Below are 26537 nucleotides of genomic sequence, written 5' to 3' on the forward strand. Positions count from 1 at the left end.
CCGCGCTCAGGCTCCGGTCTGCGCGGTGAGCTGGACCACCTTGAAGTGCACGAATTCCGCTGGTCGCACCGGGGCGACGCCGATGTCACAGGTCACCCGCCCGGCCAGGCGGTCGCGTTCGGGATTGTTGATCTCGTTGCAGTGCACAAAGAAGGCCTGCTCGGGTGTCTGCCCCTGGAGGGCGCCGCGCCGCCACAGATCGGTCAGGAAGGCGGTGACATTGCGGCGCAGCCCCGACCACAGCCGCTCGTCGTTCGGCTCGAAGACCGCCCACAGCGAACCCAGGCGGATGGACTCCTCCAGGTAGCACACCAGGCGTCGCACGCTCAGGTACTGCCATTCGGTGTCCACGGCCAGGGTGCGGGCGCCCCAGACGAGAACACCCCGGCCGGGAAAGGTGCGGATGCAGTTGAGCCCCTTGTCATTGAGGCCGCCCTGCCGGGCGGCGGAGACCTCGTACTCCAGCCCGTCGACCTCGGCCAGCACCTCGTTGGCGGGGGCCTTGTGCACTCCGCGTTCGTCGTCGACGCGGGCCCATACCCCAGCCACATGACCGCAGGGCGGCGCATACCGCTTTGTTTCCTTGCGGGCGTCCGGCGACAGCCAGGGGACCTCCAAGGCCGGGTAGTACACGGCGGTGTAGGCGGCGGCGTCCGTCTTGAGGCCGGCCAGCAGGTCGGCCACCCGGTCCGGTGGGGTCTTCACCGGGAGGTCCAGGATGGCCATCCTGTTCCCCATTTCCTTGCAGTGCCCGGCGATGGCCTGCTGGCATGACTTACGCTCCGACGCGTAATTCGTGTGTGCGAGGTCGGGGGCGGCGACCATGGTGACGGTGGGTTCCGTGGCCAGTCCCGCCAGGCCGGTACGGCTGGTGGCGCTTCCCCGGATGTCATCAGCGGAGATGTTGTCCACCCCGACCACATAGCAGGAAGCTCCGCCATTGGCGAAGAACCCGTATACGGCGTCCGCCAGGTAGCCGTAGTCACTTCCGGACGGGGCGCCGAACGTCTCCGTGTACTGCTTGTAACTGCGCACCAGCACCGGCGCGTTCGCGGGCTTTCCTGTCTTTCCGATGAAGGCCGCGACCGAGGTGGCGACACCGGTGATGAGCCGGGCTCCGCCCGGGACTTCATCGACATAGACGCCGGGCGTCCTGCTTTCCTGGGCCATTGACCGTTCCTTCCCGCTGGCAGGGAACGTGCTGGACCTCGGTGGAACTTTCCCCGCACGCACCCGGAATCAAATGCCCGGCGGCCGCGGCGATCAGCCGGTGCGATGTGCGGGGCAGGAGCGAAGAGCAACAGCTGAGCTCGCTTGAACAGCGCACCGCGGCTGGGCGATTTCCTGGCCCGCGCGGTTCACGCGATGCGCGCGTCCTCCAGTATCGCGTGTCGGCCTCCGCTTCACCGGCTCCCCGTCGAAGAGATGGCCATGCCCCGTTGCACGGAGCACAGGTGAGGTGTGTGCCCTGGACGCACGCCGCTTGTCCGCAACCGGGCGCGGCTTGCCGCGCCGGCCGTCGGTGTCCTGCTGACCGGTTGCCGCACCGCCAGCCGCACAGCGAGGTGACCCCCGCCACCCGCGTGGCGTGCGGCGGGTCGGTGGTGTGGCGGGCGCACGGATGGCGGGGGTCGCCGCCGCGGCAGACCACCCTTGCAGTTGGTTCAACATTCAACTAACTTGGATGTGTCAACCGAGGAGGTCGAAATGCCCGCTGTGACTGTGGAGAACCCGCTGGTCCTGCCGCGCGTGATCGCGCCCGAGGGTGCCGTGGCCCGTCCTGTGCTGGCCGTGTCCCCTGCCCCGAGCGGTCTGGAGGGCGAGGGATTCCCCGTCCGCCGCGCCTTCGCCGGTATCAGCCACCGGCGCCTGGATCCGTTCATCATGATGGACCAGCTGGGCGAGGTGGACTATGAGGCCGGAGAGCCCAAGGGCACCCCCTGGCACCCCCACCGCGGCTTCGAGACGGTCACCTACATCATCGACGGAACGTTCGTACACCGGGACTCGCACGGCGGCGGTGGCGTCATCACCGACGGCGACACCCAGTGGATGACCGCCGGCTCGGGCCTGCTGCACATCGAGACGCCGCCCGAGGAGCTGGTGCTCAGCGGCGGGCTGTTCCACGGCCTCCAGCTGTGGGTCAACCTTCCCGCGAAGGCGAAGATGATCGCCCCGAAGTACCAGGACATCCGCGCGGGCAGCGTCAAGCTGCTCACCTCCCCCGACGGCGGGGCACTGGTCCGGCTGATCGCGGGAGACGTCGCGGGCCACACCGGCCCGGGCGCGACCCACACCCCGATCACCATGATCCATCTTTCGCTGAACCCTGGTGCGGAGATCACACTGCCATGGCGAGCTGACTTCAACGCCCTGGCGTACGGGCTCGCCGGCCACGGCACCGCCGGCGCCGAGGGACGTCCTTTCGCCGAGGGCCAGACCGTCGTCTTCCGCGACGACCAGGGCGCGGATGCCGGCGGGACCGTGACGCTGCGTGCCGCCGAGCGCCAGGACTCCCGTACGGAGAAATTCGAGGTCGTCCTCCTGGGCGGCCGGCCCCTGCGCGAGCCCATGCGCCACTACGGCCCGTTCGTCATGAACACTCAAGCCGAACTGGCCCAGGCCTTCGACGACTTCCAGGCGGGCCGCCTGGGCGTCATCCCGGCCGACAGGCCGGAACGGTTCGCACGGTAAGCCGCCGGCGACAGCCCCGAAGTCAGCCGACCACCACACCCGGGCCGGCTCAGGCGGCCGGCGCCACTGCCGGCTCTCCTTCCGCCCGCCACCGCAGCCGGCCCCCTGGCTCCCGCCGGACCGGCTGCCCTCCAACCAACCTCCTCATAACCCTCTTGAAACAGCTCTCGAAGGAACTCGTCATGGCTCTCTTCACCCGCAAGAAGCTTCCGGAAGCGCGCCATGAAGCCGGCGTCTCCCGCATCACCATCCACGACCTGAGACACCTCGCCGCCACCCTGAGCATCACCGGGAACGTCCCGTTCACCGTCGTATCGAAGACGCTGCGGCACCCCACCCTGTCGACGACCGCCAACGTCTACGCCCACCTCGCCCACGAAGCCGTCCCGTTCCACTCCCCTGCACCAGCGGCCAGTTCGCCCTCCGCCTCGCACCCCCGAGTCCTGGTCCGCGACCACAATGCGACCACCACGCCCCAAACAACCGAAAGCCCACCTTCGCATCACTGCGAAAGTGGGCTCCGACCTGCGTACATACAAGATGGCGTGCGTGGTGTGGTCCCGAACTGGTCCCAATATGAGTCCAGTTCAGAAGCACGTCATCAACTTGACTTTCCCGGCGGGCGGCGCCTGAGGAGGGCTGTCTGAACGGCGTCACCACGAACGGCAGCCACTCGGAAGTCTCGCCGACTGAGCCGAGAAGCATTCACTCCCGCTGTTGCCGCAGTTCATTCTGCTCTTCACTGACCGAGACGCATCGGGCCTGTTATTGGCGCGTCTTCGGCGGGCCGGCCACATGATGCATCGGACACGCCTTTGCTCCTGTCCTGCCTCACATAAGTCGGGGCAGTCTCGTCGCTTGAGAGCCAGTTGGGCGGCGGGAAGGAGAGCCACCGGTTTGGACAACAAGATTGAGAGCCACCCCGGTTGAGGACGCCACACGCCACATTCGCAGCAACGTCGTCGACTGCTCCGATTGGCCACGACACGCTGTGGTCCTTGATCACGGTCAGGTCGGGAGGCCGGGGTAGCGATCACTTGCGACGGGCCGCAGGGCCAGCCGTGAGTGCCGTGCCGGCGACGTCGAGGATCTTGCCGAAGGTATAGGCGACGACGGGTTTGGCGAGCACGCGGGTGATGGCCGCGCCGAAGGGGAGGCGGGCCTGGAAGGTGGTCGTCCACGTGACTTCGGTCCCCCCGGCGACCTCGGTGAAAGTCATGCGGCCGAGCTCGTGCCGGGACGGCGGGAAGCTGCGTTCGACGGTGTAGTCGAAGTCGTACGGCGGGTTGTAGGCGGTGACCCGCTCACGGAACCAGCCGATCGCCCACGTGTGCAGCCGGACCGCGCCCACTCCGTACGGCGCACCCACACCCGGCCGGGCCAGCCGTGCCCTGAGGATGAGTGGGGAGCGGGTGTAGTTGGTGGTCGTGGCACACCAGTCGAACACCTCCGCGATCGGCGCTGCGATGACGCGTCGAACGGTCAAGGTCTCCATCTTCGTCCCCTCTCCTGGCCGGCAGCGGCGCGCAACGACCGCCGCCTCTAACAGGTAGACAGCACGCCGTCCGAGAATGTGACATCGCCGACGGTGATGCGCGTCACGCCACCCAACTGCGGTGACGGGAACATCACCCGAACGAGGTGGCTCCGAATCTCAATGCCCATCACGGTTTTGATGGTCACACCGCGCGCTCCACGAAAGGAGCAAGGTGGCTCTCACTCGCTTTGCCCGAGCGGCTCTCGTTCACCCAGTCGAAAACAATCTGGGTGGCGTCGCTGGGCAACAGCAGCATGCATGTCAGCGCGGACATGCTGGCCACCTACACACGGGCCGCGCCGCAGTGTGCGTAAAACCCTCTCCGGGTTGCGCCAGCCAAGATCAGCTGGATTGTCATCGCCACGGTCTTGCTGATGCCTTCAGCTGCCCCTGCCGATCAGGCATGCGGGAGGCGGCGAGGGCGGATCTTCAGCGGTGCGTGAGCAGTGCACAATTCAAGCAACTCAGCGGCGGAGTTGAGAGCTCGGACCCTGGTCCCGAAGGGGAAATGAGTATCGGTCCGAGCTTCGGATATCGGGCGTCGGTGCCGCGCGCAGGTAATTATGATCACCCGTGTTTGTCGACGCGGCCGAACGCAGGTGGGCCGCTGCCCCCGTGGCGGTGGGTCCGTCGGGCCCACAATCACCTCAGGGCAACTGGGCAAGCGTCTCAGTCCTCTTGGGGCACATGGACTCGGAGGTCAAGCAGCCGATCCCAGCCCTGTTGAAGGCTGGGATCGGCTGCTTCAGCCCGGGGCTCGGCACCGGTGGCACTGCGGCGGCCTGGCCCACGTCCTCGTGCCCAGCACGGGGACGCGGCGGCCGGGCGGTGCGATCAGCGATCGTGGAGAAGGGCGACCGCTTCGGCGAAGTCGGCATGCGCGGGTTCGAAGGATCGTGCCGCGACGAGGAACATCGACCGGTCGGTGAGGGCGCGGGCGAGGCGTGCGGGACTGTCGGGCAGGCGGCGGGCGAGCGTCACCCCCTCGTCGAAGTACGGCCTGAACCGCTCCTCGAACAGGTAGGGGCGGCCGCCGTCGCGGACGGCCGCGCGGATGGCGATCCTGCGCTGGACGTCGGCCAGTTCGGGCAGCCGGCCGGCCTCGCGCAGTCTCGCCGCCTCCGCTTCGAGGCCCGGCAGCATGCCGAGAAAACCATCCCGCACGTCGCGCGACCATCCGAGCTCCGTGCCGAACGGCGGCATCGGGGACTCGGAGCTCGCGGCGGGTTCGGCTGCCCGTCCCGACAGGACGAAGAGCGTCCTCCACCACCCCAGGATGCAACTCCAGTTCTTCGGCTCGCCCGTGGTCGCAAGCTCCTCCAGGACACCCAAAGCCTCCCGCCGGGCGGCCGCAGCACCCACCCCATCCCCGACGGTCTCCCGCATCCGGGAGAAGTGAACCAACTCCCAGGTGAGTATCGCCAAAGCGGTGCGCTGTCCGGCCGCCTCGCACCGGGTCTCCTCCAGGAGCTCGCCGAAGACGGCCGATGCGGCGTCATGCAGGCCGGCGCCCTCCAGGTTCGCCGCCCACCGCACCATGTTCCAGAAGGAGTGCTCCGGAATTCCGTTCCGGGCCGCCTCTTCGTCGAGCTCCGCGGCCTCCCTGAAGCGCCCCTCCTCGGCCAGAACCCGCGCCAGAGACTCGCTTCGGCCGGCCTCGGCCAGCTCCGCACAGATCGCGCGCCCTTCCGCCCTGCGCCCGAGGGCGAACAAGGCAGCCTGGCAGGCGTCCAGGGCCCGGCGCAGCCGCTCCACCCGGTCCGGTGCCCCGACCTCCATCCTGCGAGCGGCCCGGGAAGCCTCGGCGGCCAGCGCGACGCCCGCCTTCGGATCCCGGCTCTCGTGGCGCAGCGCGAGCAGGGCGTCAACCAACTTCGGCACGTACGCCTTCGGACTCACCTCGGCCAAAACCCGGTACGCACCGACCAGTTCGGCCCGACTCGGCCGGCCGGACCCCAGCAACAGCACACGGGCCCGAAGCACCGCGTCGTGATCGACCGTCACCATTCCCCCTGTCTCCGGATGACGCACAAAGGAGATTCTGAGAGGCGGGGAACGGACCGGACAAGCCTCGCGAACTGTGCGTTCCGTCCTACGAAAAACGGCGCTGACCTGTCATGATGGACATGCTTTCGTCCTGAATCCGCGAGCGGGGAGCCGCACCGAACGCCTCCCGCACCGCACACAGCACCCCGGCTCGGCCCGGCTGCGAGGATGCGCCCTGTAATGAGCGACGAGGAGTGGGACCGCTCCGGCGCGACCTGCGTCTCGGGCAGCGGTTGACCGGGCGACTGAGCCGGGTTCCAACGTCCGCTGCGGCTGCACCCCACCACCACGCTCGTGCTGCCGTGCCCCGAGACCGTTGAGACGAAACCACACCGACCCCTTGACCCCCAGAAGTGCGAGGCCGTCAGATCACCGACATCCAGGGCCAATTACCGTGATACTTCGCTGAGTAACGTCCTGGCTGTTCCTCTACGCGCATGACCTGGGTCCCCAAGTGGTCTCCAGGGTCTCTGTCACCTCGGTCGCCGCTCGCAGTTCAGGGATTGTCAGCCGACCACAAGACCAACGTAACGCCGCGCGAGGCGAACCGCCGAGTCCGCGGTCGGACGATGCCATCCCGCAGTCCGGGACAGCCCCACACCCTTCGAGCCGGCCCACCCCCCGCTGGCGATTGCCTTCTGTCCGCCTATCGGCGAGGCCGCACTGGGCCTGTCATCAGGCCGCCGACGCGGCAGGCTGTCGGCACTCGAGCGCTGACCGTCCGGCCTTCAACATGGGTTGCATGGTCGTCGGCATCATCCCGGCATGCCGCCGGCGACCAACCCGTTACCCGGGCATGGGAACCTGCAACTGACCATCGTTTTATGGTGAGTTCTTGGTTTCGCGTTCACTTGCGCGTTGGCGCGCTTGGGGTAACGTCCGCAGTGGCTGAAAATAGGCACCTCGTTCGGTGAGGCGTCTGCACGGATACAGGCCACTGACCCGACGACGTCGAGAGACGCCCAGGATCAGGACAGGTCTCCTCGGCTTAAGGGGTGACCCCAAGTGGCTTCCCGCCCGCAGGGTGGGGATACGCCGTGCAGTGCCGAAGCTCTTACGTGGAGGGTGTCATCCAGGGAAGGCCGGCCTTCCCCGTGCTCGGGGGTTGCCGGCGGGTGCTGGATTGGGGGTGGTCAGGATGAGTCCTGACGGTCATAGGTGGTGTCGCTCTCGTTCCGGGCGCACCACGGCGCTCTTCTGAGCCCGCTCATCGCGTGTAACGCACGTGCATATGGCGTGAATTCAGCGTTCCGGTAAGCAGCGGCTCTCCGTGCTCCGGCCCGGGCTGCCGTCCGCCGTGCCGTCACGCGCTTTTCGCCTGCCCTCTCGAGGCGGTATTTCGCCATGTCTCCATACGGGCCTGCCCGAGTGCGCCCGTTCGCAGTTCTGGGAGGTAGTGACATGTACTACGACACCGTGCGTCCGGACCCGGGGCCGGATCCCAGGAAGGATCAGAGTGCTGCCCCGAGCGGTACGGCTGTCCTGGACAGCGCCCACACCGGGGACATCGTCGGTGCCCTGGGCACGATCGGCCTTCACGACACCGGCCGGCGGGGCTCCTGGGGACACCGGCTGCGGACGCTCCTGGTGATCATGGGTCCCGGTCTGATCGTGATGGTCGGCGACAACGACGCGGGCGGCGTGGCGACGTACGCCCAGGCCGGCCAGAACTACGGCATGAAGCTGATGTGGACGCTGGCGCTGCTGGTCCCGGTGCTCTACGTCAACCAGGAGATGGTGGTCCGGCTCGGTGCGGTCTCCGGGGTCGGTCACGCGCGGCTGATCTTCGAGCGGTTCGGGAAGTTCTGGGGCGCGTTCAGTGTCGGCGATCTGTTCCTGGTCAACGCGCTGACGATCGTGACGGAGTTCATCGGGGTCTCGCAGGCACTCGGCTACTTCGGAATACCGAACTACGTCGCGGTCCCGTTGGCCGCGGTGCTGCTGTTCGCCGTGGTGGCCGGCGGGTCCTTCCGGCGGTGGGAGCGGTTTCTGTTCACCCTCATCGCGATGAACGTGGTGATGTTCCCCATGGCGCTGCTGGCCCATCCGAAGCTGGGTACAACCGCGCAGGGGCTCATCCCGCAGTTCCCGGGCGGGCTCGACTCGACACTGCTGCTGCTGATCGTCGCGATCGTCGGTACCACGGTGGCTCCCTGGCAGTTGTTCTTCCAGCAGTCCAATGTGGTCGACAAGCGGATCACCCCGCGCTGGATCCGCTACGAGCGCGCCGATCTGTGGATCGGCATCGCAGTGGTCATGGCCGGGGCAGTGGCGATCATGGCGACGTCGGCTTTCGTGTTCCATGGCACGGATCTGGCGGGGCAGTTCAGTGACGCCTCGGGTGTGGCGGACGGGCTGCGCAAACACGGCGGATCGACGCTGGGGGCACTGTTCGCGATCCTGTTGCTGGACGCGGCCCTCATCGGTGCCAACGCCGTAGGCCTGGCCACCACGTACTCCCTCGGGGACACGTTCAAGAAGCGGCACTCGCTGCACTGGAAGGTCTCCGAGGCGCCGCTGTTCTACGTCGGCTACGCGCTCCTGATCGGCATTGCCGCGACGGTCACCCTCGTCTCCGACGACCATGTCCAGGGTCTGATCACCCAAGGGGTGCAGGCGTTGGCGGGCGTGCTGCTCCCGTCGGCGACCGTCTTTCTGGTCCTGCTGTGCAACGACCGTCCGGTGCTGGGCCCTTGGGTGAACAGCGTCCGGCAGAACGTCGTGGCCGGCGTCATCGTCTGGTGTCTGGTGCTGCTCTCGCTGGCCCTGACCGCGGCCACATTCTTTCCCGACCTGACCACGACACAGCTGGAGACCGGTTTCGCCGCCGGTGCCGCCCTCGGCCTCATCGGCGGAATCCTCGTGGCCCTGCGGTCGCGCCAGGAGTCCCGCATTGCCGCGGCGGAGGCCGCCGCACGGCTCCGCGCAGCGGACCGAGGCGGGACGGTCGCACCCGCTCCGCTGGACAAGGCCGGTCTCAAGGCCCTGCTGGAGACCGAGCGGATGGCCTGGCGTATGCCTGCGCTGTCCACCCTGACGCGGCCGAAGTTCTCACCCCTGCGCAAAGCGGGACTGATCACCCTGCGTGGATATCTGGTGGTGGCCGTCGTCCTGGTCATCGTCAGGATCGCCCAACTGGCCGGCGGGAACTGACGGTCTCGTCGGGCAACGGCATGGCAGGCCGACCGTCCGCTGTGGCGGGACGAGTTGGCCTGCCATGCCACGGATGTTCCCAGGCCTCGGTACAGGGTCAGGCGGGGATCCCCACGGGAACGGGGGTGCGGCCCGCGCTGTGTTGCGTATCCCGCGCGGGGTTCTCGAGTGTCTGCTGCACGATGTGGAGGGTCAGCGGGAGCATCAGCCGGGCGAGGAGGCCCGCGCCGGCAACGTCGGCGGCGCCGGCGAGGACGGGCTCGGCGTAGGCCAGGGTCCGCCGCAGCGTGGGGCGGATCGAGTCGGAGGTGAAGTCGGGCAGGGCGATGGTGAAGGTCAGGCGGGCATCGGCAGTGTTCGGCCACGTGAGTTGGATGCGCACAGCAGTCTCCGGACAGGACGTACCCGGTCACGGACGGGTGCACGGGACAGCCCGCACAGCATGCCCGGGAGCCCTACGGGCAGGGGCAGTGCGCGGAGGTCGGCGTCGGCGGCGTCAGCGACGGGTGAGTGGTGACGGGCGAGTTGGGCCGGAAGCGGGCTCCGGACTATGCCAGGGACTCAAGCCCCTCACCTCCTCGCGGCCTGGGCACTCGAGGGTGCCGGACATGGGCCGAGGAGCCCCCGCGACGCGGGAAGGCACCTCTCTCGTCACGGCTTCAGCACTGCACGGCGTATTCCCGGCCGGAGTTGGCCGGGCAGCCACTTGGGCGCACCCCTTAATCCGGAGTGAGCTGTCCTGACCCGGGGCGTCTCTCGACGTTCGGGGTCAGTGGCCTGTGTCCGTGCAGACGCCTCGCCCAACGAGGTGCTGCGTTTACATCGAGAATCGCGAAGGCGCATGAGTACTGTCAAGCCACGTTTAGGGAAACGGGAGATGGCGCAGGTAAACGCCGATGGACGGGTTCAAGTCGGAGCCGCGTTCATATCCGGAACGGGAGATTCCATGAGTGAGAGCGCCGATATACCGTCTTCGTCTTCGTCACATGCGGCGGGGCAGTTCGGTCCGTTGGGGGCCGTGCAGGCGGTGATGGACCATGTGCCCGGTGCCGGCCTGGTGAAGGAGGCCGTGAACGGGACGTTGGACGTGGTCGGTTCGGTGTCTCCCCGGGCACGTCGGGTCGCGGTGTATGCCGGTGTGGGCATCCTGGGTGCGGCGGGGCTCGTCGAGTGGCCGGTGGCGGCGGCAGGCGCCGCAGTGGTATGGCTGACACAGCAGCGGCCCAGAAGCAACAGTGAGGCGGGGGAAGCGCCGACCGGTCAGCGGCAGGACTCGCCCACGATTGCCTCCACTGCCCCGAAGCGGGTGAAGGGCACACCGAAGACCTCATCGTCCCCGGCGAACGGCCGGCGGAACGGTCCGGTGCCGATCGACGCCGGAGCGCCTTCGGGTCAGAAGGCCGGCTGACTGCCGGGAAGTAGCCACCGGCTGCCCGGCCGTCCCGGGCACAGCATCCTTTCTCCGCACCGTGACCATGACCGGTGTGGACATCTCATGAGAGTAGGACAGTGGTTCTGCGTTTGCCGACCGGCGTGCTCGTGGCCGGTCTTGGTTCGTTGCTCACCGCTCCGGCCCGGGCCGCGAGCCGTCTCGCGCCACCGCCCGACATGCTGTGGCGCGGGACGACCGAGCTGGCATCAGCCGGTGTGCGCGCCGCCTCGAGCGGAGTGGCCGAGGCGTCGGCCACGGCCGTGCGCGTGGCCCGGGTGGCCCGTAACGCGCTTGTTCCCGGCGACAGTTGCTGGCGTTCCGGCAGCCGGCTCCAGTTGCCGTTGCGCCCGCACCCCGAGGCCGCCGATGTGCCGTGGCCGGCGGAGGCCGCGGAGAAGGTGGCGGCCGCATTGCTGGAGCATCCCGATGTGCTCCTCGCCCACTGGGACGGCGGTCTGTCCCGGCTGGTGGTGCGGGTGACCGAGGAGACCCGGGCCGGCGCTGTCGAGCGCCGGGCGGCGGAGCTGGCCGCCCGTTACGGGCTGGAGCACTCCGGCGGGAAGGAGGAACCGTACTCTCCGCATCCTGGGGGCACCGCTGATGTGCGCGCCGCGGCTGCGGTCCTGGCCTGTGATGCGGCGGGTATCGCCACGGCGGTGACGGCGCGGGTGATGCGGTTGCAGAAGTCCCCGCGGTTGGTCACTGCGGCGGTGACGCTGCTGCGGGAGGACTCCCGGGTGCGTGGCGCGCTGCGCCGACGGCTCGGCGTGAAAGGCACCGACCTGCTGCTGGCGGCCGTCAATGCCGCCACGCACGGCCTGGGCCAGTCGCCGACCGCGCTCGTGCTGGACGGGGCCCTGCGGGCGGGCCAGTTGACGGAAGCGCTGGCCCGCGCCGCCGCATTCGACGCCGCTCACGACAGCGTCTGCGTACCGGACCGGCCGAGCCTGTCCGGAGCCGGGCTGCCCCGGCCCCCGCTGCGGGAGAATCCGGGCGAGGAGTACGCCGACACCGCGGTCACGGGCAGTCTGGTGGGAGCGGCCGCGACGCTGGTGTTCACCCGCAGCCTTGCCGGGGCGGCTGAAGCGGTCCTGGCCGGATCGCCCAAGGCTGCGCGCTATGGCCCGGCGGCCTTCACGGCCGCTGCGGGAAGTGCCCTGGCCCAGGGCGGAGTGCTGGTCCGCAGCGTCGAGCGGCTGCGCCGGCTGGAGCTCGTGGACACCGTGGTTCTTCACCCCGGCGCTCTGCGCGGCCCACGGCGGACGGTCCTCGATGTCGAGCCCAGTACGTCTTCGTGGGACCACGACCGGCTCTGGCACGCGGCGACCGCGGCGCTGCGCGGCACCGAGGACGCGGCAGATGACGCCAACCGGCCTGCGATGAGCCTGCGTTCGGCATCCGGTGGTGAGTCGGCCGATACCGGTTCGATGATCGCGTCCATGGGCGGCGAGGACGTCGGCACCGTGCTGGTCGGATGGGAGCTCGACCCGCTCGCCGAGGCGGTGCTGGACGCGGCGCGGCGGGCCGGCCTGAACGTCGTGATGGTCGACGATCCCTCGCTCGGCGACTTTGCCGCGCTGGCGGACACTGTCGTGGACTCCGGGCGTCCTCTGGCCGAGGTCGTACGCGAGCTGCAGGCGGACGGCAAAGCGGTGATGACCGTCACACGCATCGGCCACGAGGACGCCGGGGGCCATGAGGTGCTCGCGGGGCTGCTGGCCGGTGACCTCGCCGTGTCCGTCACCGATGGGCGCAGCGCCGTGGTCTGGGGCGCCGACCTCCTGGCGCTGAACGGTCTGGAGGGCGTGTGGCGGCTGCTGGCAGCCGCCTCCGCGGCGCGAGCCGTCAGCCGCCGCTCCAAGATCCTCGCCCAGTCGGGGGCGGCGCTGTCCGGGCTCCTGGTGGTCACGGGAAGCTCGCCCACCCGGCGTGCGCTCCTTCCGGCCGGGATCCGGATCGGCCCTGTCAACACCGCTGCCGGCGCAGCCCTGTTCTCGGGCTGGCGGTACGCATACGGGGCGCTCGGCCGCGAGGCTCCCCGCCCCGGACCGCGCGTATCGTGGCACACCCTGCAACCCGATGAGGCACTGTCCCGGCTGGCCAGTACACCCCGGAGCACACCCACCGCGCTGTCCGGGCTGCGCGCGAGCGCGGCTGCCGCGGCCCGGCTGCCGGTCTTCGCACCGGCGCGCATGACGATGTCCTTGTTCACGGCCGTGCGCGCGGAACTCGACGATCCCCTCACCCCCGTGCTCGCGGTCGGCGCGGCCGCTTCGGCGGTTCTCGGATCCGGCATCGATGCGCTCCTGGTCACCGGGGCCTTGGGGATGAACGCTCTGGTGGGCGGAGTGCAGCGGTTGCGTGCCGAACGGGCCCTGGCCGAACTCTCGATGGGGCAGCGGCAGACGGCCCGGAGGGTCACCGACGCCCGGAAGGGGACGACGGCGATCGTGGACGCCGCCCGGCTGACGCCGGGCGATGTCATCGAGCTGGCCACCGGCGATGTCGTGCCGGCCGATGCCCGACTACTGGAAGCAGCCGACCTGGAGGTCGACGAATCCGCCCTGACCGGCGAGTCGTTGCCGACCCGCAAGCAGGTGGCCGCCACACCCCGTGCGGCCGTGGCGGACCGCGGCTGCATGATCCACGAAGGCACGACCGTGGTTGCCGGCCGCGGCCGGGCCGTTGTGGTGGGCACCGGTGACCAGACCCAGGCCGGACGCGCCGCGTCCCTGGCCTCACGGGCTCCGGCCGCGGCGGGGGTGCAGGCACGGCTGCAGGAACTGACGAAGAAGGCGCTGCCGCTCACCCTCGCCGGCGGGGCGGCCGTCACGGCACTGTCCCTGCTGCGCGGCCGCTCGGTGCGCGAGGCCGTCGGCGGCGGCGTGGCAGTGGCGGTGGCGGCCGTCCCGGAGGGTCTCCCACTGGTGGCGACGGTCGCGCAGCTGGCCGCCGCGCGCAGACTCAGCAAACGCGGGATCCTTGTGCGCACGCCACGTGCCCTGGAGGCACTGGGCCGGGTCGACACCATCTGCTTCGACAAGACCGGCACCCTGACCGAGAACCGCCTGCACGTCGTACACCTCGTCACCGCCCAGGGCACCATCCACGCCGCCAACGCCCCCGAAGCCGCCGCGGTGTTGCAGGCAGCGGCCCGCACCTGCCCCCGTCCCGACGAGACGGGCGTACACGCGCATGCCACCGACGAGGCCGTACTGGCCGCGGCCCAGGACGACCCGGACTGGATCCAATCCGACGCCCGGCCCTTCGAAGCCAGCCGCGGCTACGCCGCCGCCGTCGGGCACATCACGGACGGCGACGCACACCTGCTGGTGGTCAAGGGCGCACCGGAGATCGTGCTGACGTGCTGCCCGGACCTCCCCGCCGATGCGGAGGAAGCCGCGCAGTCCCTGGCGGGCCGAGGGCTGCGCGTGCTGGCCGTCGCCCGGCGCCGGCTCACCCCCGACGAGGCGCCCGACATGCTGGACAAGCCCCTGACAGGGCTGGAGTTCCTGGGGTTCGTGGCGCTGGCCGACACCCCGAGGGCCGGCTCCGCTCCTCTGGTGGCCGGGTTGCGCCGGGCCGGCTTGCGGCCGGTGATACTCACCGGCGACCATCCGCAGACCGCCCGGGCCATCGCGGTGTCCCTGGGCTGGCCGGAGGACGTCACCGTCGTCACCGGCGACCGGCTCTCCGCCCTCGACCGGGCGGGCCGGGCCGAACTGCTGCGGGACTGCGGCGTGGTGGCCCGCGTCGCCCCGGAACAGAAGCTCCAGGTCATAGAGGCGCTCCGGGAGGCGGGGCGCGTGGTGGCCATGGTGGGCGACGGGGCGAACGACGCCGCGGCCATCCGCGCCGCCGACGTCGGCGTGGGCATCGCGGCACGCGGGTCGGCCGCGGCCCGCAACGCGGCCGATCTGGTCATCACAGGCGACGAGCTGTCCGTCCTCGTCGACGCAGTGGCCGAGGGCCGGGCCCTGTGGCGCAGCGTGGCCGACGCCATCAGCATCCTGATCGGCGGCAACTTCGGCGAGGTGGGCTTCACCGTGCTCGGCACCCTGCTCGACGGCGCATCCCCGCTGTCCACACGGCAGTTGCTGCTGGTCAACCTGCTCACCGACATGTTCCCGGCGATGGCGGTGGCGGTCACACCGCAGGACGAGGAGCCAGGTGAAGAAACGTCTCCGCCCGGTGATTCACCGGTGGGCATCGCCGCCCTCGGCGCCCCGTTGACCCGCCAGATCCGCCAACGCGGCCTGGTCACCGGCCTCGGCGCGACCACGGCATGGCTGATCGGCCGCCTCACCCCGGGCTCGGCACGGCGCACCAGCACCATGGCCCTGTGCGGTGTGGTCGGTGCTCAGCTCACCCAGACCGTCCGGGGCCGGCAGCGCAGCCCCCTGGTCCTGGCGACCGCGGCCGGCTCCGCCCTCGTCCTCGCCGGCATCGTCCAGACACCGGTGGTCAGCCACTTCTTCGGCTGCACCCCGCTGGGTCCGGTGGCCTGGACAGGGGTCGGCGCAGCGGTCGGTACTGCCGCCCTCTCCCCCTGGCTGCTGCCACCCGCCGAACGGCTGCTGTCCCAACTGGCGGACAGGCTGAGGCCGGTCGTGCAGATCACCCGCTGACAGCCGGCCCGCGGATCGGGCACGGCGCGCTGCGACAGCAGAGCTCCGTGCCGGGCAACCCGTAGTTCTTCCGGGAGTGTTCATGACTTCAGGAACACGGTTCCAGGAACTCGAGCCGGTTACCGACCTTGTCGAAGGTGTGGAAGCGGTCGAAGCCGGGGAGGCCGTCCTCCCAGGTGATCGGGTGGCCCTTGTCCTCCAGGCGCCGGGCGAGATCCCCCAGGCAGCGCACGAGAATGGCCGGACGCGCCTCGCGGAACGGGCGGAAGTCGCTCTCCACGAACAGATGGACCTCCAGGCGGCCGCCGCGGAACCGGCATCCGCCCAGGCTCCCCGGTTCCACGGGCTTCTCCAGCTCGGTCATCCCCAGGAGGTCTCCCCAGAACACCCGGCTCAGGCCCTCGCCGCCCGGCGGTATGGCGAGGTGAAGGTGGTGCACACCGTCGAAGGTGAAATCGAAAGCGAAGTCGGGGATGGTTGCGGAAGTCACGACTGTCCCTCCTCTCGTCCGAAGTGCATTCCGAAGTTCATGGAGCGCCGCGGAGACCCGGGCCGTCCGACTGTGGGACCCGGTGAGCAGGTGCCGGCGCACGTCATGTACCCCGGGTTCGCGGGCGAGCCGGACGAGCAGCCTTTCCGGTGCGGCAGTGGCGGGATGCGGAGGGTTCTGGGCCGCCGGAAACACGGGCGAGGCAGAAGGTTTATGGGCACCTCCTGAATTGATCGGTCAATGTCGCCTGGACATCGGCGAGTTGGTGTCCAGGTCGGCAGCAGGAAGCAGGGGGTGGGGTGCCAGTGCGTCGGGCGTGTGTGAGCGCGGCGACCTCGGTGATGGTGACGGTGGCAGTCAGCGGCAGTCCGGTGAAGCGGGCGAGCCAGGAGGCGCCGTGCCCCTGGCAGGCAAGGAGGTAAGCGAGGTGCACATACGGGTCGTAGACGGCACACCGGACCATTGCCGCCGGGTAGCCGTCCGGGTCGTCGAGCAGGTACAGGCGCTCGGTCCCGTCGCCCAGAGTCAGGCGTCCGGAGGGAAGGACGCGGTCCGCAGCCGGACGACACGGCAAGGAGCGGACCAGTCCACAGTCGGCCGGCTCTCCCCTACTCGTCAGGGCTTTGGCATTGCAAGGCGTAGGTAACTCCCCTGCCGGGTAGGCCACTTGTGGTCACTCCTTGGGCCGGGAAGATCTGTCCTGGCCCTGGGCGTCTCTCGGCGTCGTGGGGTCAGTGGCCTGTGTCCGTACAGACGTCTCGCCGAACGAGGTGCCCGGCGTTCCGGTCCTGTGCGGCTGGGGCCCAGCGGCCTGCGAGCGCGGCTTCTTCCAGCAGGGCGGGAACGTGCCCGTCCGCGGTCCGGTAGAACATCCGCGTCCCGTCACGCCGGGAGGCGACCAGACCCACGGCCCGCAGCCGGGCAAGGTGCTGGGAGACCGCGGCCCAGGGGGAACCGACCAGTTCCGCGAGCTGTCCCACGGACCGCTCTCCTTGGCTCAGCGCCCGCAGCAGCCGGAGTCTGGTGGGATCGGCCACAGCCTTCAGCACCATCACCATGCGGACGGTTTCGAAGGGGTTCGGGGCCATGATGTTGTTCACGCCGCCGCCTTCGACGGTTCGAACACGTAACCGCCCCGCCCGGTGTCCGCGATGACCGCCCCGTAACGGGAGCCGAGCTTGCGCCGGAGGCGGGCGACATGCGTGTCCACCGTACGCGTCTCGCCGTCGGCGTCCCGCTGCCACACCATCTCCATCAACTGTTCCTGGCCGTGCGGACGTTGAGGGTGGGTGGCCAGGTAGGCGAGGAGTTCGAACTCCATGCAGGTCAGCTTGACCGGCCTGCCGTCCGCCGAGACCGCACGACGTTCCAGGTCGAGTACCAGGCCGCCCACACGATGCGTCGGCGCGTGCGGAGACTCCGCATCGTCGGGAACTGCCGTCGGCCGGCGGTCCAGGTGCCAGTGCAGGTCGCTGACCGCGGGATCCAGCCAGACGAGGGAGAGCAGTTGTGACAGGGGGGTGGTGATGGGGCCCCGCGTGTCGAAGGCAGCTTCCAGGAGTGCGGAGCCGGGCGCTTCGCTTCGGCTGGACACCTCGGTCAGGCGCACGTCGGGGCCGGTCAGGGCCTGGGTGAGCCGGGCCCGTACGCGGGGCTCCTCGGCCGTGTCGCACATGACGTGCGCGACGCCGTGCAGGGGGACGTTGGTGGCCGCGTACGGGGCGCTGTCGATGAGTCGCTCGACGGTTTCCTGCAGGAGGCCGGACGGAAAGTACATGTCGGTGTCTCCAATTCCTGTTTCCAGGAGAGCTGCTGGTGGGTCAGTGGGCCAGGTGCCAGGCCGCTTCGAGGTGTCGCCGGCCGTCGGGGCCGGTGACCATGCGCCAGTGGGCGTGCGGGCGTTCGGCCTGCTCGTCCGGGACGCCCCAGGTGGCCGGCGCCGGGGCGGAAGCCGCGCGCAGGACGGTGCTGTCGAGAGGGCTGTCGGCTATACGGCGCACGACCTTGGCGGCGAAGCCCCGGAGGGTGCCGGGCCTGCGCGTGGCCGCGCGGTGTTCTCGACGTGTGTGAATGCGCGTGTGCAGCACGGTAAGGACGGACATGCAGAGGTCACCTCCATAAGGCGGCGTGCCCGCGGGAGGGCAGGGCGCGGCCAAGGGACGGCAGAACGTTTCGGTGTGCAGGGCGGGTCAGGCGCGGGACAGTGCGGCGGCTCCTGCGATGCGGCGCGCGGCGGGCAGCGGCAGGCCGGTGAAGCGGGAGAGCCAGTGCGCGTCGTGTCCCTGCTGCGCGAGGATGTAGGCGAGGTGCACCCGTGGGTCGTACGCGGCGTGCGCGGCGTACGGCCGGTCGCAGGTGCTGGGGTCGTCCAGCCGGTAGGCCCGCTCAGGTCCGTCGCCCAGGACCAAGGTCACGTGCGGGCAAGCGTGTTCGGGGCAGCGGGCGGGGTTGTGGCCGACGCTGTGCGGGCACCGGCGGGCCGGCGCGGGGGGCTTGGTGAGATGCGTGAGAAGGCGCACGGGTGCCCTCCCTTCTCCTTGGGCAGTCGGTGGTCGGGTGCTGGTGACGGCGGGCGTTGGTGCACCCCGCCGCCCCGAGGACGTCGGATGGAATGCCGGTTGCCGAAGGCGTCGGCATCGTTGTCGCCTACAGCGGGCAGGGTTCGGGCATGGGGTGGTGATTCACCCCCGCGAGCGTGCAGGCCGACCGGCCCGGAGCGGTGTGAGGCCGCGCGGGTGCCAGGGCAGTGAAGCGGGTGCGCGCAGGAGAGGGTGCTTACCGCATGCCGGGCCGGAGCGAGTACAGGCGGAGGCAGGGCCTACTGTGGCCCGGACTACTGGAACTGCAATCCATGTTCTCTCGCCTCCTCCCGGCCGGGGCGCACACGGGCGCCGTGACGGACGCGGCAAGGAGCGGACCGGCCTCCATCGGCCGGCTCACCCCAACTCGTCAGAGCTTTGGCACTGCACGGCGTAATCCCCTTGCCGGGGAAGCCACTTGGGGTCACCCCTTGGGCCGGGGAGACCTGTCCTGAACCTGGGCGTCTCTCGACGTCGTGGGGTCAGTGGCCTGTGTCCGTACAGACGCCTCACCGAACGAGGTGCCTTCTTCAAACCTCCATGAGTGTGCCCGTAGTTGCGCGTCTACGCAACTCTTGGCCTGGCCTTGCCGCCATCGATGGCGGCGGCGGGCATCCCGCAGGGGCGCGGGTCAGGGGACGGCCTGAAGCATCTGCCACAGCCCCGCCCCGCAGACCACGGCGATGAGGCCGGCGACGGCCCAGCCGGCTGCCAGCAGCCGCCGCCCGACCGTCTTGTCACCCATGACCTGGGGATGGTGTGCCGCCTTGAGCAGCAGGACGAGCCCGATGGGCGTGCCGATGGCTCCGATGATCCCGGCCCAGTACAGGATCGTGATCGGGGGGACGGAGGTGTAGGCCGCCCCGGTCCCCAGAGCGATGGAGATGCCCATGGCGGCGAAGAACCTGGGGGCCTGGCGCGGGCGCAGGGACAGGCCACGCGGCCAGTTGAGATGGGTGCCGGTGATGTAGGCGGTGGTGGCAATGATCACCGGAAGGGCCACCAGAGTGGAGGCGAGCAGGCCGAGGGCGAACAGGTCCCCGGCGAAGTCCCCGGCGACCGGGCGCAGGGCCTGGGCGGCGTCCTGAGCGGTGGCGACGGCCAGATGCCGGGTGCCCAGGGTGGCCCCGGTGGCGATCAGGATGAACCAGAACACCACGGTGGCGAAGAAGCAGCCGGCCACAGCGTCGAAGCGGCGCAGCCGATAGCCGGTCCAGGGGGTGCGGGCTTCGCTCTGGGCGATGGTCTGCCAGATGTAGACGTAGCTGGTGGCGGTCGTGCCGATCAGCGACATCGCGCCGAAGACGAGGTCTTTGTCCCACCGCAGGTTCGGCACCAGCGTGCCGACGGCCACCGCGGGCCAGTCGGGACGGGCCAGCACGGCCGCCGCCGCGTACACAAACAGGATCAACAATAGGTAGCGCAGTGCGCGTTGGAGGACCTGAAGCCCCAGGGCGAGCACCACGGCCAGCAGCAGAGCGGAGAGCGGGGCGACGAACCAGTGCCAGTCCCCTCGGGTGAGCAGCCCCAGGGCGGCGGCGCCGGCCTCCAGGTCGGCGGCGATGGTGACGATATTGACCGCCAGCACGGAGCCGAGCAGCAGCCACCGCACCCACCGGCCGTGGACCAGGGCGACCGTGCCCTGCAGATCGAGGCGGGAGGCCAGTCCCACCCGGGTGGCGATCGTCTGGATCACCACGAGCAGTGGGAACAGCGAGAGAACCAACCAGCCCATGGCATATGTCGTGCTCGCCCCGATCACCGCGAGGGTGGCCACCGTTGTGGGATCCGCGTCCGACGCCCCGGCGATCAGACCGGGCCCCAGAGTACGTATCCGTATTCCCCAGTTCCGGCCGGACGCGGCGGGAACGCCGGAGGGCGCCGATACGAGGCCGATGTCCGCAAGCGCGTCCGGGCACTCATGAGGCAGGCCGCTGTGGAACTCCGGTTCATACGCCATGCCTAAAACGATTGCCATGTCACCTGAACATCCGAACTGTCTATCGGGGGCGCGCAAGGCACTGGTGCGGTACTGGCAGTGCGCGGAACCACGGCCAAGCCCCGGTACGCCCTTGCACATCACATGGTGTGCGTCCGAGGCGTCACGGACCGCCGTCCGGCGGGCCGGGCGGGCTCTGAAGGGCGACCGTCGATGTGTCGGCATTCGATATGCGAAGGACCGCTTTGCGGGGCGTGGTTTGCTGGCCCGGACATGATGTCCGGTGCGTGCCCGGAGGCGGCTGATGGCCGATACAGGCCGATTTCCTTCGCAAGGGGTGTGGCGGCGGCCTGCGTTGCGGTGGGTGGACCTGGTGGTCGTGATCGCGCTGGTCGCGCTGCTGTACGGGCTGCTGCGGCTGGCGCCCTCGCTCAACGCCCCCTTCCTGCCGGGCACCGCGCCCAAAGCGGTGTCCACGGCCCCGTCGAACCTGCCGTTCTACGCGGTTCGGTCATTGCTGCGCATGTTTGTGGCTCTTCTGGCCTCGGTGCTGTTCACCTTTGTGTACGCCACGGCTGCGGCCCGGCTGCCCAGGGCGGAGAAGGTGCTGCTGCCGGTGCTGGACATCCTGCAGTCGGTGCCCGTTCTCGGTTTTCTCTCGGTGACGGTGACCGCGTTCATCGCGCTCTTCCCGGGCTCGTCGCTGGGGCTGGAGTGTGCTTCGATCTTTGCGATCTTCACGGCGATGGCGTGGAACATGACTTTCGCCTTCTATGCCTCGCTGGTCTCCCAGCCCCGGGAGCTGGACGAGGCCGCACGGGTGATGCGGCTGACGAAGTGGCAGCGGTTCTGGCAGCTGGACGTCCCCAGCGGCGTGATCCCGCTGGTCTGGAACGGGATGATGAGCTTCGGCGGAGCCTGGTTCTTCCTGGCCGCCTCGGAGTCCATCTCTGTGCTCAACCATCAGTACGCGCTGCCCGGCATGGGCTCGTACGCCGCCGCCGCCATCGCCGAGGGGGATCTGGGCAAGGTGGGCATCGCCAGCGGCGTGATGGTCGTCCTGGTGATCGGGGTGAACGTGATGTTCTGGCGGCCGGTCACCGCCTGGTCGGAGCGGTTCCGGGTGGAGGAGTCCGAGGCCGCCGAGCATCCCCGCAGTCTGGTGCTGGACTTCCTGCGGCGGTCGGAGGTGCCACGGCTGCTGGGCCGTCCGCTGAAGCCGCTCTGGCCCGCGCTCGACCGGCTGATGCGGCCGTTCGGGGTGGCCGAACACGCCATCGGGATCTCGCCGGCGCGGGAGCGGACGGGAGACGTGTTCTTCGCCGGGGTGGTCAGCGCAGTCGTCGTCTACGGGGCCTGGAAGGCGTTCGGCTACGTGGACTCCACCGTCGGCCTGGGCGCGTTCGGCCATGCGCTGGCGCTGGGTGCGGCCACCTTCGGGCGGGTGGTGGTGCTCAGCATCGTCGCGACGCTGGTCTGGGTGCCCGTCGGGGTGTGGATCGGGATGACCCCCCGGGTGACCCGGTTCGCGCAGCCGGTCGTGCAGGTGCTGGCCAGCTTCCCGGCGAACTTCCTCTTCCCCTTCGCCACCGCCGCCTTCCTCGCGCTCGGGATCTCGCTGAACTTCGGGGCGATCCTGCTGATGGCGCTGGGGGCCCAGTGGTACATCCTTTTCAATGTCATCGCCGGCGCCTCGGCGATCCCCTCCGACCTGCGGGAGGCGATGATCACGTTCCGGGTGAGCGGATGGCTGCGCTGGCGGCAGTTCATCCTGCCCGCCGTCTTCCCGTCCTACGTCACCGGAGGCATCACGGCGGCGGGCGGGGCGTGGAACGCCTCGATCGTCGCCGAGGTCGTCGACTACGGACAGCACCACCTGACCGCGACCGGGCTGGGCGCCTACATCACCGAGGCCACCGCCACCGGGAACTTCCCCAGGATCCTGGTGGGCATCTTCGCGATGAGCGTGTACGTCGTCGTCGTGAACCGGCTGTTCTGGCGCCGCCTGTACCGACTGGCCGAAACCCGATACGCCCTATGACCACTTCTCTCCGCTCCCAGCGAGGCAGACACTCGTGACCAGCAGCGAAGCCCCCACCGTGAGCCCCCGTCCGGCCGGGGAGGTGATCATCCGGGCCGATTCGGTGACCAAGGCGTTCACCACCCCCGAGGGCAGTTCCCTGCCGGTGCTGGACGGCATCAGCTTCGACCTGGCCGAAGGAGAGATCGTCGCCCTGCTGGGAAAGTCGGGGTCCGGCAAGTCCACCCTGCTGCGCTGCGTGGCCGGATTGATCGCTCCGTCCGCCGGCTCGGTGTCCTACCGGGGCACGCCACTGTCCGGCGCCAACCCGGGCGTGTCGATGGTCTTCCAGTCCTTCGCGCTGCTGCCCTGGCTCACCGTGCAGCAGAACGTCGAACTCGGCCTCGCCGCCCTGGGCGTCGGCGAGGAGGAGCGCCGCCGGCGCGCTCTGAAGGCCATCGACCTGATCGGCCTGGACGGCTTCGAATCGGCCTACCCCAAGGAGCTCTCCGGCGGCATGCGCCAGCGCGTCGGCTTCGCCCGCGGCATCGTGGTCGAACCCGACGCCCTGCTGATGGACGAGCCGTTCTCCGCCCTGGACGTCCTGACGGCCGAGAACCTGCGCACCGAGCTCGTCGGCCTGTGGGAGGGCCACGAGGCGCCGGTGAAGTCGATCCTGATCGTCACCCACAACATCGAAGAGGCCGTGCTGCTGGCCGACCGCATCCTGGTGCTCTCCTCCAACCCGGGCCGGATCCAGGCCGAACTCACCGTCGGCCTGCCGCGGCCCCGCGACCGCCAACACCCCCGGTTCGAAACCCTGGTCGACACGGTCTACGCCATCCTCACCGGCCGCGAGGCAGCAGCAGCCCAGGCCGTCGAAGCACCGGCGGGCGAACCGCCCCGCCCGGCACCCGCGCCGACCCCGATCAGTGCCCCGCTGCCGGACGTCAGCGTCGGCGGCCTGGCCGGCCTGCTGGAGATCCTGATCGCCCGCGGGGGCGAGGACGGCCTGGCGGAGATCGCCGACGAGCTCAACTTCGAGGTCGACGACCTCCTCCCCCTCGTCGACGCCGCCGTCATGCTCGGCCTCGCCCGGGTCGATGGCCCACGGCTCGCCATCACCGGCACCGGCCGCGAGTTCTCCGCCGCCGACATCCTCACCAGCAAGAAGCTCTTCGCCCGCCACGCCGCGACCCGGGCACCCCTGATCCGCGCCATCGTCCAGGCCCTCGCCGCGACCGAGGGCCACACCCTGCGCGAAGGCTTCTTCCTGGACCTGCTCCGGCGCGGCTTCTCCGCCGAGGAGGCCCGCAACCAGCTGGAGACCGCGATCGACTGGGGCCGCTACGCCGAGCTGTACGACTACGACCACGACGACGGCCAACTGACCCTGGAGCCCGGTGCCCAGGCCGCGCTGTAGCCGCACAACGGCGAGCCGCCGAAGAGCGAAGCCGCGTTCCGGCCGCGGAGGCGGGGTCAAGCTTGAGTCAAGCACTTGCGTCCTTACGCAAGTATGGCGATAGGCTCTCGCCGTTCGAAAAGTTTGAGACACCTCGTTCGGTGAGGCGTCTTCATGGACACAGGCCACTGACCCCACGACGTCGAGAGACGCCCAGGGTCAGGACAGGTCTCCCCGGCCTAAGGGGTGACCCCAAGTGGCTGCCCCCACAAGGGGATTACGCCGTGGAGTGCCAAAGCTCTGACGAGTTGGGGTGAGCCGGTCATACGAGACCGGTCCGCTCTTTGCCGTGTCGTCCGGCGCCCGCGTGCGCCCCGGCCGGGAGGAGGCGAGAGACATGGATGGCAGCAGTTGCAGTAGTCCGGGCCACAGTCGGCCCCGTATCCGTATGTCCTCGCTGATCTCCGGTACGCGGTAGCCACCTTCCCTGCGCGCATGCGCACCACAGTTCTCACACCCGTGTGGCATCGTGCCGCCCCGGGTGTCTGTGCTGCCCGCTCGCAGGGGGGATAGCTGCTGCGTGCCACGCACCTCCCCCGCCGGGGGACCCGGGAGGCTCTCATGACCGACCTGACCACCACCGCCACGCCGCCGACTCCACCACAGCGCACCGCGGTGCTCGACGACGCACACGTCGGCGACATCCACGGTGCACTCGGCACCATCAAGCTCGACGACACCGCCCCCCGCAAGGGGCTTTCCGCCAAGCTCAAGACCCTGCTCGCGATCATCGGCCCCGGCCTGATCGTGATGGTCGGCGACAACGACGCAGGCGCCTTCGACACCTACGGCAACGCCGGTCAGAACTACGGCACCAGCCTGCTGTGGACGCTGCTGCTGCTCGTCCCCGTCCTCTACGTCAACCAGGAGATGGTGCTGCGCCTCGGCGCCGTCACCGGCGTCGGCCACGCGCGGCTGATCCTGGAGCGGTTCGGCAAGTTCTGGGGCGCGTTCTCCGTCATCGACCTCTTCCTGCTCAACGCCCTGACGATCGTCACCGAGTTCATCGGCGTGACCCTCGCGGTCGGCTACCTCGGACTGCCCAAGACGATCTCCGTCCTGGTGGCCGCCGTCGCGGTCATCGCGGCCGCAACTACCGGCTCGTTCCGGCGCTTCGAGCGCGTCTCGGTCTTCCTGTGCGCGGGCTCGCTGCTGCTCGTCCCGATCTACTTCATGATCCACCCGAGCACCGGGACCATGGCCCACGACTTCGTCGTCCCGGGCATGCCGCACGACTCCAAGCTCGCGGACGTCATGCTGCTGATCATCGCGATCGTCGGCACCACCGTCGCTCCCTGGCAGCTGTTCTTCCAGCAGTCCTACGTCATCGACAAGCGCATCACCCCGCGCTTCATGAAGTACGAGAAGGCCGACCTGTGGATCGGCATCGTCATCGTCGTCATCGGCGCCGCCGCCATCATGGGCTTCACCGCCGCCACCTTCGCCGGGACACCGGAGTTCGGGAACTTCGACGACGCCGCCGGGATCGCGAAGGGCCTGGAAGCGCACGTGGGCAAGGTCGCCGGCGTGCTGTTCGCCATCGCCCTGCTCGACGCCTCGATCATCGGCGCCTCCGCCGTCTCCCTGTCCACCGCCTACGCCCTCGGCGACGTCCTCGGCCTCAAGCACTCCCTGCACCACGGGGTGCGCGGCGCCAAGGGCTTCTACGCCATCTTCGCCGGCGTCATCCTGCTCGCCGCGGTCATCGTCATCATCCCCGGCTCCCCGCTCGGCCTGATCACCACCGGCGTGCAGACCCTGGCCGGCGTACTGCTGCCCTCCGCCACCGTCTTCCTGCTCCTCCTCTGCAACGACAAGGCCGTCCTCGGCCCCTGGGCCAACGGCCGCTGGACCAACGCCTTCACCTCGCTCGTCGTCGGCATCCTCGTCGTCCTGTCCATCATCCTGACCGCGGCGGTGGCCTTCCCCGACATCACCTCCGGCGCGATCCTCGACATCATGGCTGTCTGCGGCGTCGCCGGCATCCTGGCCATCGGCTACGCCGAGGTCCGCCGCCGCAAGACGGGCTGGGCCCTCGCCGCCCCGATCGACCGCACGGGCAAGGAGAACTGGCGGATGCCCCCGCTGGAGGAACTCCCCAAGCCCGTCATGTCCACCGGCCGCAAGATCGGCATGTCCGCCCTGCGCGCCTACCTGGTCGTCGCCATGGTCCTGGTGATCATCCACGTCGTCCAGCTCGCGACCGGTCACGGCCACTGACAGACGTCCCCGGGCGGCGGTTGTCTTCCCCTCCCGCCGCCCGGGGGCCACCCCGACACCCACTCGAGAACCAGGGAGGGCATGTTCATGCGTCTCCTCGCCGAACTCACCATCCCCACCGGCCACAACACCGGACGGGTGTCCGTACCCGCGACCGCGCGTGCCCGCACCTACCCCTGATCCTGCACTACCGGACCGAGCGCCTGTACCTGCTCGACGATCCGTGCGGCTACCCGGCGGCAGTGGCTCAGCATGCCGTGTACGACCCGTACGCACACCTGGCCCATCTCCTCGCGCAGCAGCGCCATGAAGCCTCCTGAACCGCCCAGTTCGTCGA

The 26537-nt window shown here is 69.6% G+C and carries 19 protein-coding genes, 1 pseudogene and 5 riboswitches; of the genes and pseudogenes, 8 read left to right on the forward strand and 12 right to left on the reverse strand.

What is annotated here, in order from left to right:
• Positions 1-6 precede the first annotated feature (6 nt).
• Positions 7-1170 carry a phage tail sheath family protein gene (locus tag CV755_RS08485; protein WP_109279549.1) on the reverse strand — a complete coding sequence of 388 codons (1164 nt, stop codon included), beginning with the start codon at positions 1168-1170 and terminating at the stop codon, positions 7-9.
• A gap of 537 nt (positions 1171-1707) precedes the next feature.
• On the opposite strand from CV755_RS08485, the gene CV755_RS08490 reads away from it, so the two are divergent.
• A complete protein-coding gene (locus CV755_RS08490) occupies positions 1708-2694 on the forward strand; it encodes a pirin family protein (protein ID WP_109279550.1) in 987 nt (328 codons plus the stop codon).
• Positions 2695-2876: 182 nt separating this feature from the next.
• Entirely contained in the window at positions 2877-3341 is a 465-nt protein-coding gene (locus CV755_RS08495; protein ID WP_109279551.1) for a tyrosine-type recombinase/integrase, read from the forward strand.
• Positions 3342-3727: 386 nt separating this feature from the next.
• Here CV755_RS08495 and CV755_RS08500 read toward each other — a convergent pair whose 3' ends face one another.
• The 4 genes from CV755_RS08500 to CV755_RS08505 form a co-directional block, all read right to left on the reverse strand.
• Entirely contained in the window at positions 3728-4189 is a 462-nt protein-coding gene (locus tag CV755_RS08500; protein WP_109279552.1) for an SRPBCC family protein, read from the reverse strand.
• Positions 4190-4236: 47 nt separating this feature from the next.
• Positions 4237-4377: a hypothetical protein gene (locus CV755_RS34550; RefSeq protein ID WP_161968619.1), complete on the reverse strand. Its 141-nt coding sequence runs from the start codon at positions 4375-4377 to the stop codon at positions 4237-4239.
• Complete coding sequence (locus tag CV755_RS36655) at positions 4374-4505, reverse strand: hypothetical protein (RefSeq protein ID WP_277751789.1); 132 nt, start codon at positions 4503-4505, stop codon at positions 4374-4376. Before CV755_RS36655 ends, CV755_RS34550 begins: the two co-directional genes overlap by 4 nt.
• A 560-nt stretch (positions 4506-5065) precedes the next feature.
• The gene (locus tag CV755_RS08505; protein ID WP_109279553.1) at positions 5066-6238 is read right to left on the reverse strand and encodes a hypothetical protein; all 1173 of its coding nucleotides are present in this window, start codon (positions 6236-6238) and stop codon (positions 5066-5068) included.
• A gap of 934 nt (positions 6239-7172) precedes the next feature.
• Positions 7173-7349: riboswitch (M-box (ykoK) riboswitch) on the forward strand.
• Between the two features lie 329 nt (positions 7350-7678).
• Here CV755_RS08505 and CV755_RS08510 point away from each other — a divergent pair.
• A complete protein-coding gene (locus CV755_RS08510; protein ID WP_109279554.1) occupies positions 7679-9430 on the forward strand; it encodes an NRAMP family divalent metal transporter in 1752 nt (583 codons plus the stop codon).
• Between the two features lie 97 nt (positions 9431-9527).
• Here CV755_RS08510 and CV755_RS08515 read toward each other — a convergent pair whose 3' ends face one another.
• Entirely contained in the window at positions 9528-9812 is a 285-nt protein-coding gene (locus tag CV755_RS08515; protein ID WP_109279555.1) for a hypothetical protein, read from the reverse strand.
• A gap of 254 nt (positions 9813-10066) precedes the next feature.
• Positions 10067-10245, reverse strand: a riboswitch (M-box (ykoK) riboswitch).
• Between the two features lie 131 nt (positions 10246-10376).
• Between CV755_RS08515 and CV755_RS08520 the strand changes: the two genes are divergently transcribed.
• Both CV755_RS08520 and CV755_RS08525 read left to right on the forward strand, forming a co-directional pair.
• Positions 10377-10838, forward strand: coding sequence for a hypothetical protein (locus CV755_RS08520; protein WP_153068613.1), 462 nt, complete (start codon positions 10377-10379; stop codon positions 10836-10838).
• 200 nt (positions 10839-11038) lie between these two features.
• The gene (locus CV755_RS08525; protein WP_109279583.1) at positions 11039-15490 is read left to right on the forward strand and encodes a cation-translocating P-type ATPase; all 4452 of its coding nucleotides are present in this window, start codon (positions 11039-11041) and stop codon (positions 15488-15490) included.
• Positions 15491-15578: 88 nt separating this feature from the next.
• Here CV755_RS08525 and CV755_RS08530 read toward each other — a convergent pair whose 3' ends face one another.
• The 6 genes and pseudogenes from CV755_RS08530 to CV755_RS08560 all read right to left on the reverse strand — a co-directional run bounded on the left by CV755_RS08530 (position 15579) and on the right by CV755_RS08560 (position 20519).
• A complete protein-coding gene (locus tag CV755_RS08530) occupies positions 15579-15980 on the reverse strand; it encodes a VOC family protein (RefSeq protein WP_241561055.1) in 402 nt (133 codons plus the stop codon).
• Positions 15981-16579: 599 nt separating this feature from the next.
• Positions 16580-16757, reverse strand: a riboswitch (M-box (ykoK) riboswitch).
• Positions 16758-16825: 68 nt separating this feature from the next.
• Positions 16826-17068 (reverse strand): annotated as a pseudogene (locus CV755_RS35920) (ArsR/SmtB family transcription factor); the annotation flags it as partial.
• Between the two features lie 8 nt (positions 17069-17076).
• Entirely contained in the window at positions 17077-17757 is a 681-nt protein-coding gene (locus CV755_RS08545) for a winged helix-turn-helix domain-containing protein (RefSeq protein ID WP_109279557.1), read from the reverse strand.
• 43 nt (positions 17758-17800) lie between these two features.
• A complete protein-coding gene (locus CV755_RS08550) occupies positions 17801-18082 on the reverse strand; it encodes a hypothetical protein (RefSeq protein ID WP_109279558.1) in 282 nt (93 codons plus the stop codon).
• An 87-nt stretch (positions 18083-18169) separates the two neighbouring features.
• Complete coding sequence (locus tag CV755_RS08555) at positions 18170-18394, reverse strand: hypothetical protein (RefSeq protein WP_109279586.1); 225 nt, start codon at positions 18392-18394, stop codon at positions 18170-18172.
• Between the two features lie 519 nt (positions 18395-18913).
• A riboswitch (M-box (ykoK) riboswitch) is annotated at positions 18914-19087 on the reverse strand.
• A gap of 103 nt (positions 19088-19190) precedes the next feature.
• Entirely contained in the window at positions 19191-20519 is a 1329-nt protein-coding gene (locus CV755_RS08560) for an NRAMP family divalent metal transporter (protein WP_161968621.1), read from the reverse strand.
• Positions 20520-20862: 343 nt separating this feature from the next.
• On the opposite strand from CV755_RS08560, the gene CV755_RS08565 reads away from it, so the two are divergent.
• From CV755_RS08565 to CV755_RS08575, 3 genes are all read left to right on the forward strand, one after another.
• The gene (locus CV755_RS08565) at positions 20863-22539 is read left to right on the forward strand and encodes an ABC transporter permease (RefSeq protein ID WP_338323631.1); all 1677 of its coding nucleotides are present in this window, start codon (positions 20863-20865) and stop codon (positions 22537-22539) included.
• A gap of 34 nt (positions 22540-22573) precedes the next feature.
• Complete coding sequence (locus CV755_RS08570; RefSeq protein WP_109279561.1) at positions 22574-23941, forward strand: ABC transporter ATP-binding protein; 1368 nt, start codon at positions 22574-22576, stop codon at positions 23939-23941.
• Between the two features lie 125 nt (positions 23942-24066).
• Positions 24067-24240, forward strand: a riboswitch (M-box (ykoK) riboswitch).
• Positions 24241-24541: 301 nt separating this feature from the next.
• On the forward strand, positions 24542-26200 hold the full coding sequence (locus tag CV755_RS08575; protein WP_109279562.1) for an NRAMP family divalent metal transporter: 1659 nt from the start codon (positions 24542-24544) through the stop codon (positions 26198-26200).
• Positions 26201-26537: the final 337 nt, after the last annotated feature.

Source organism: Streptomyces orinoci (genome assembly GCF_003121295.1).
In the GTDB taxonomy this organism is placed as follows: Bacteria; Actinomycetota; Actinomycetes; order Streptomycetales; family Streptomycetaceae; genus Streptomyces; species Streptomyces orinoci.

Excerpts from the sequence above, each read along its gene's own strand:
- CV755_RS08490 (WP_109279550.1), top strand. The coding sequence starts at position 1,708 with ATGCCCGCTGTGACTGTGGAGAACCCGCTGGTCCTGCCGCGCGTGATC.
- CV755_RS08485 (WP_109279549.1), bottom strand. The coding sequence starts at position 1,170 with ATGGCCCAGGAAAGCAGGACGCCCGGCGTCTATGTCGATGAAGTCCCG.
- CV755_RS08500 (WP_109279552.1), bottom strand. The coding sequence starts at position 4,189 with ATGGAGACCTTGACCGTTCGACGCGTCATCGCAGCGCCGATCGCGGAG.
- CV755_RS36655 (WP_277751789.1), bottom strand. The coding sequence starts at position 4,505 with ATGTCCGCGCTGACATGCATGCTGCTGTTGCCCAGCGACGCCACCCAG.
- CV755_RS08550 (WP_109279558.1), bottom strand. The coding sequence starts at position 18,082 with ATGTCCGTCCTTACCGTGCTGCACACGCGCATTCACACACGTCGAGAA.
- CV755_RS08545 (WP_109279557.1), bottom strand. The coding sequence starts at position 17,757 with ATGTACTTTCCGTCCGGCCTCCTGCAGGAAACCGTCGAGCGACTCATC.
- CV755_RS08525 (WP_109279583.1), top strand. The coding sequence starts at position 11,039 with ATGCTGTGGCGCGGGACGACCGAGCTGGCATCAGCCGGTGTGCGCGCC.
- CV755_RS08510 (WP_109279554.1), top strand. The coding sequence starts at position 7,679 with ATGTACTACGACACCGTGCGTCCGGACCCGGGGCCGGATCCCAGGAAG.
- CV755_RS08520 (WP_153068613.1), top strand. The coding sequence starts at position 10,377 with ATGAGTGAGAGCGCCGATATACCGTCTTCGTCTTCGTCACATGCGGCG.
- CV755_RS08560 (WP_161968621.1), bottom strand. The coding sequence starts at position 20,519 with ATGGCGTATGAACCGGAGTTCCACAGCGGCCTGCCTCATGAGTGCCCG.
- CV755_RS08505 (WP_109279553.1), bottom strand. The coding sequence starts at position 6,238 with ATGGTGACGGTCGATCACGACGCGGTGCTTCGGGCCCGTGTGCTGTTG.
- CV755_RS08575 (WP_109279562.1), top strand. The coding sequence starts at position 24,542 with ATGACCGACCTGACCACCACCGCCACGCCGCCGACTCCACCACAGCGC.
- CV755_RS08495 (WP_109279551.1), top strand. The coding sequence starts at position 2,877 with ATGGCTCTCTTCACCCGCAAGAAGCTTCCGGAAGCGCGCCATGAAGCC.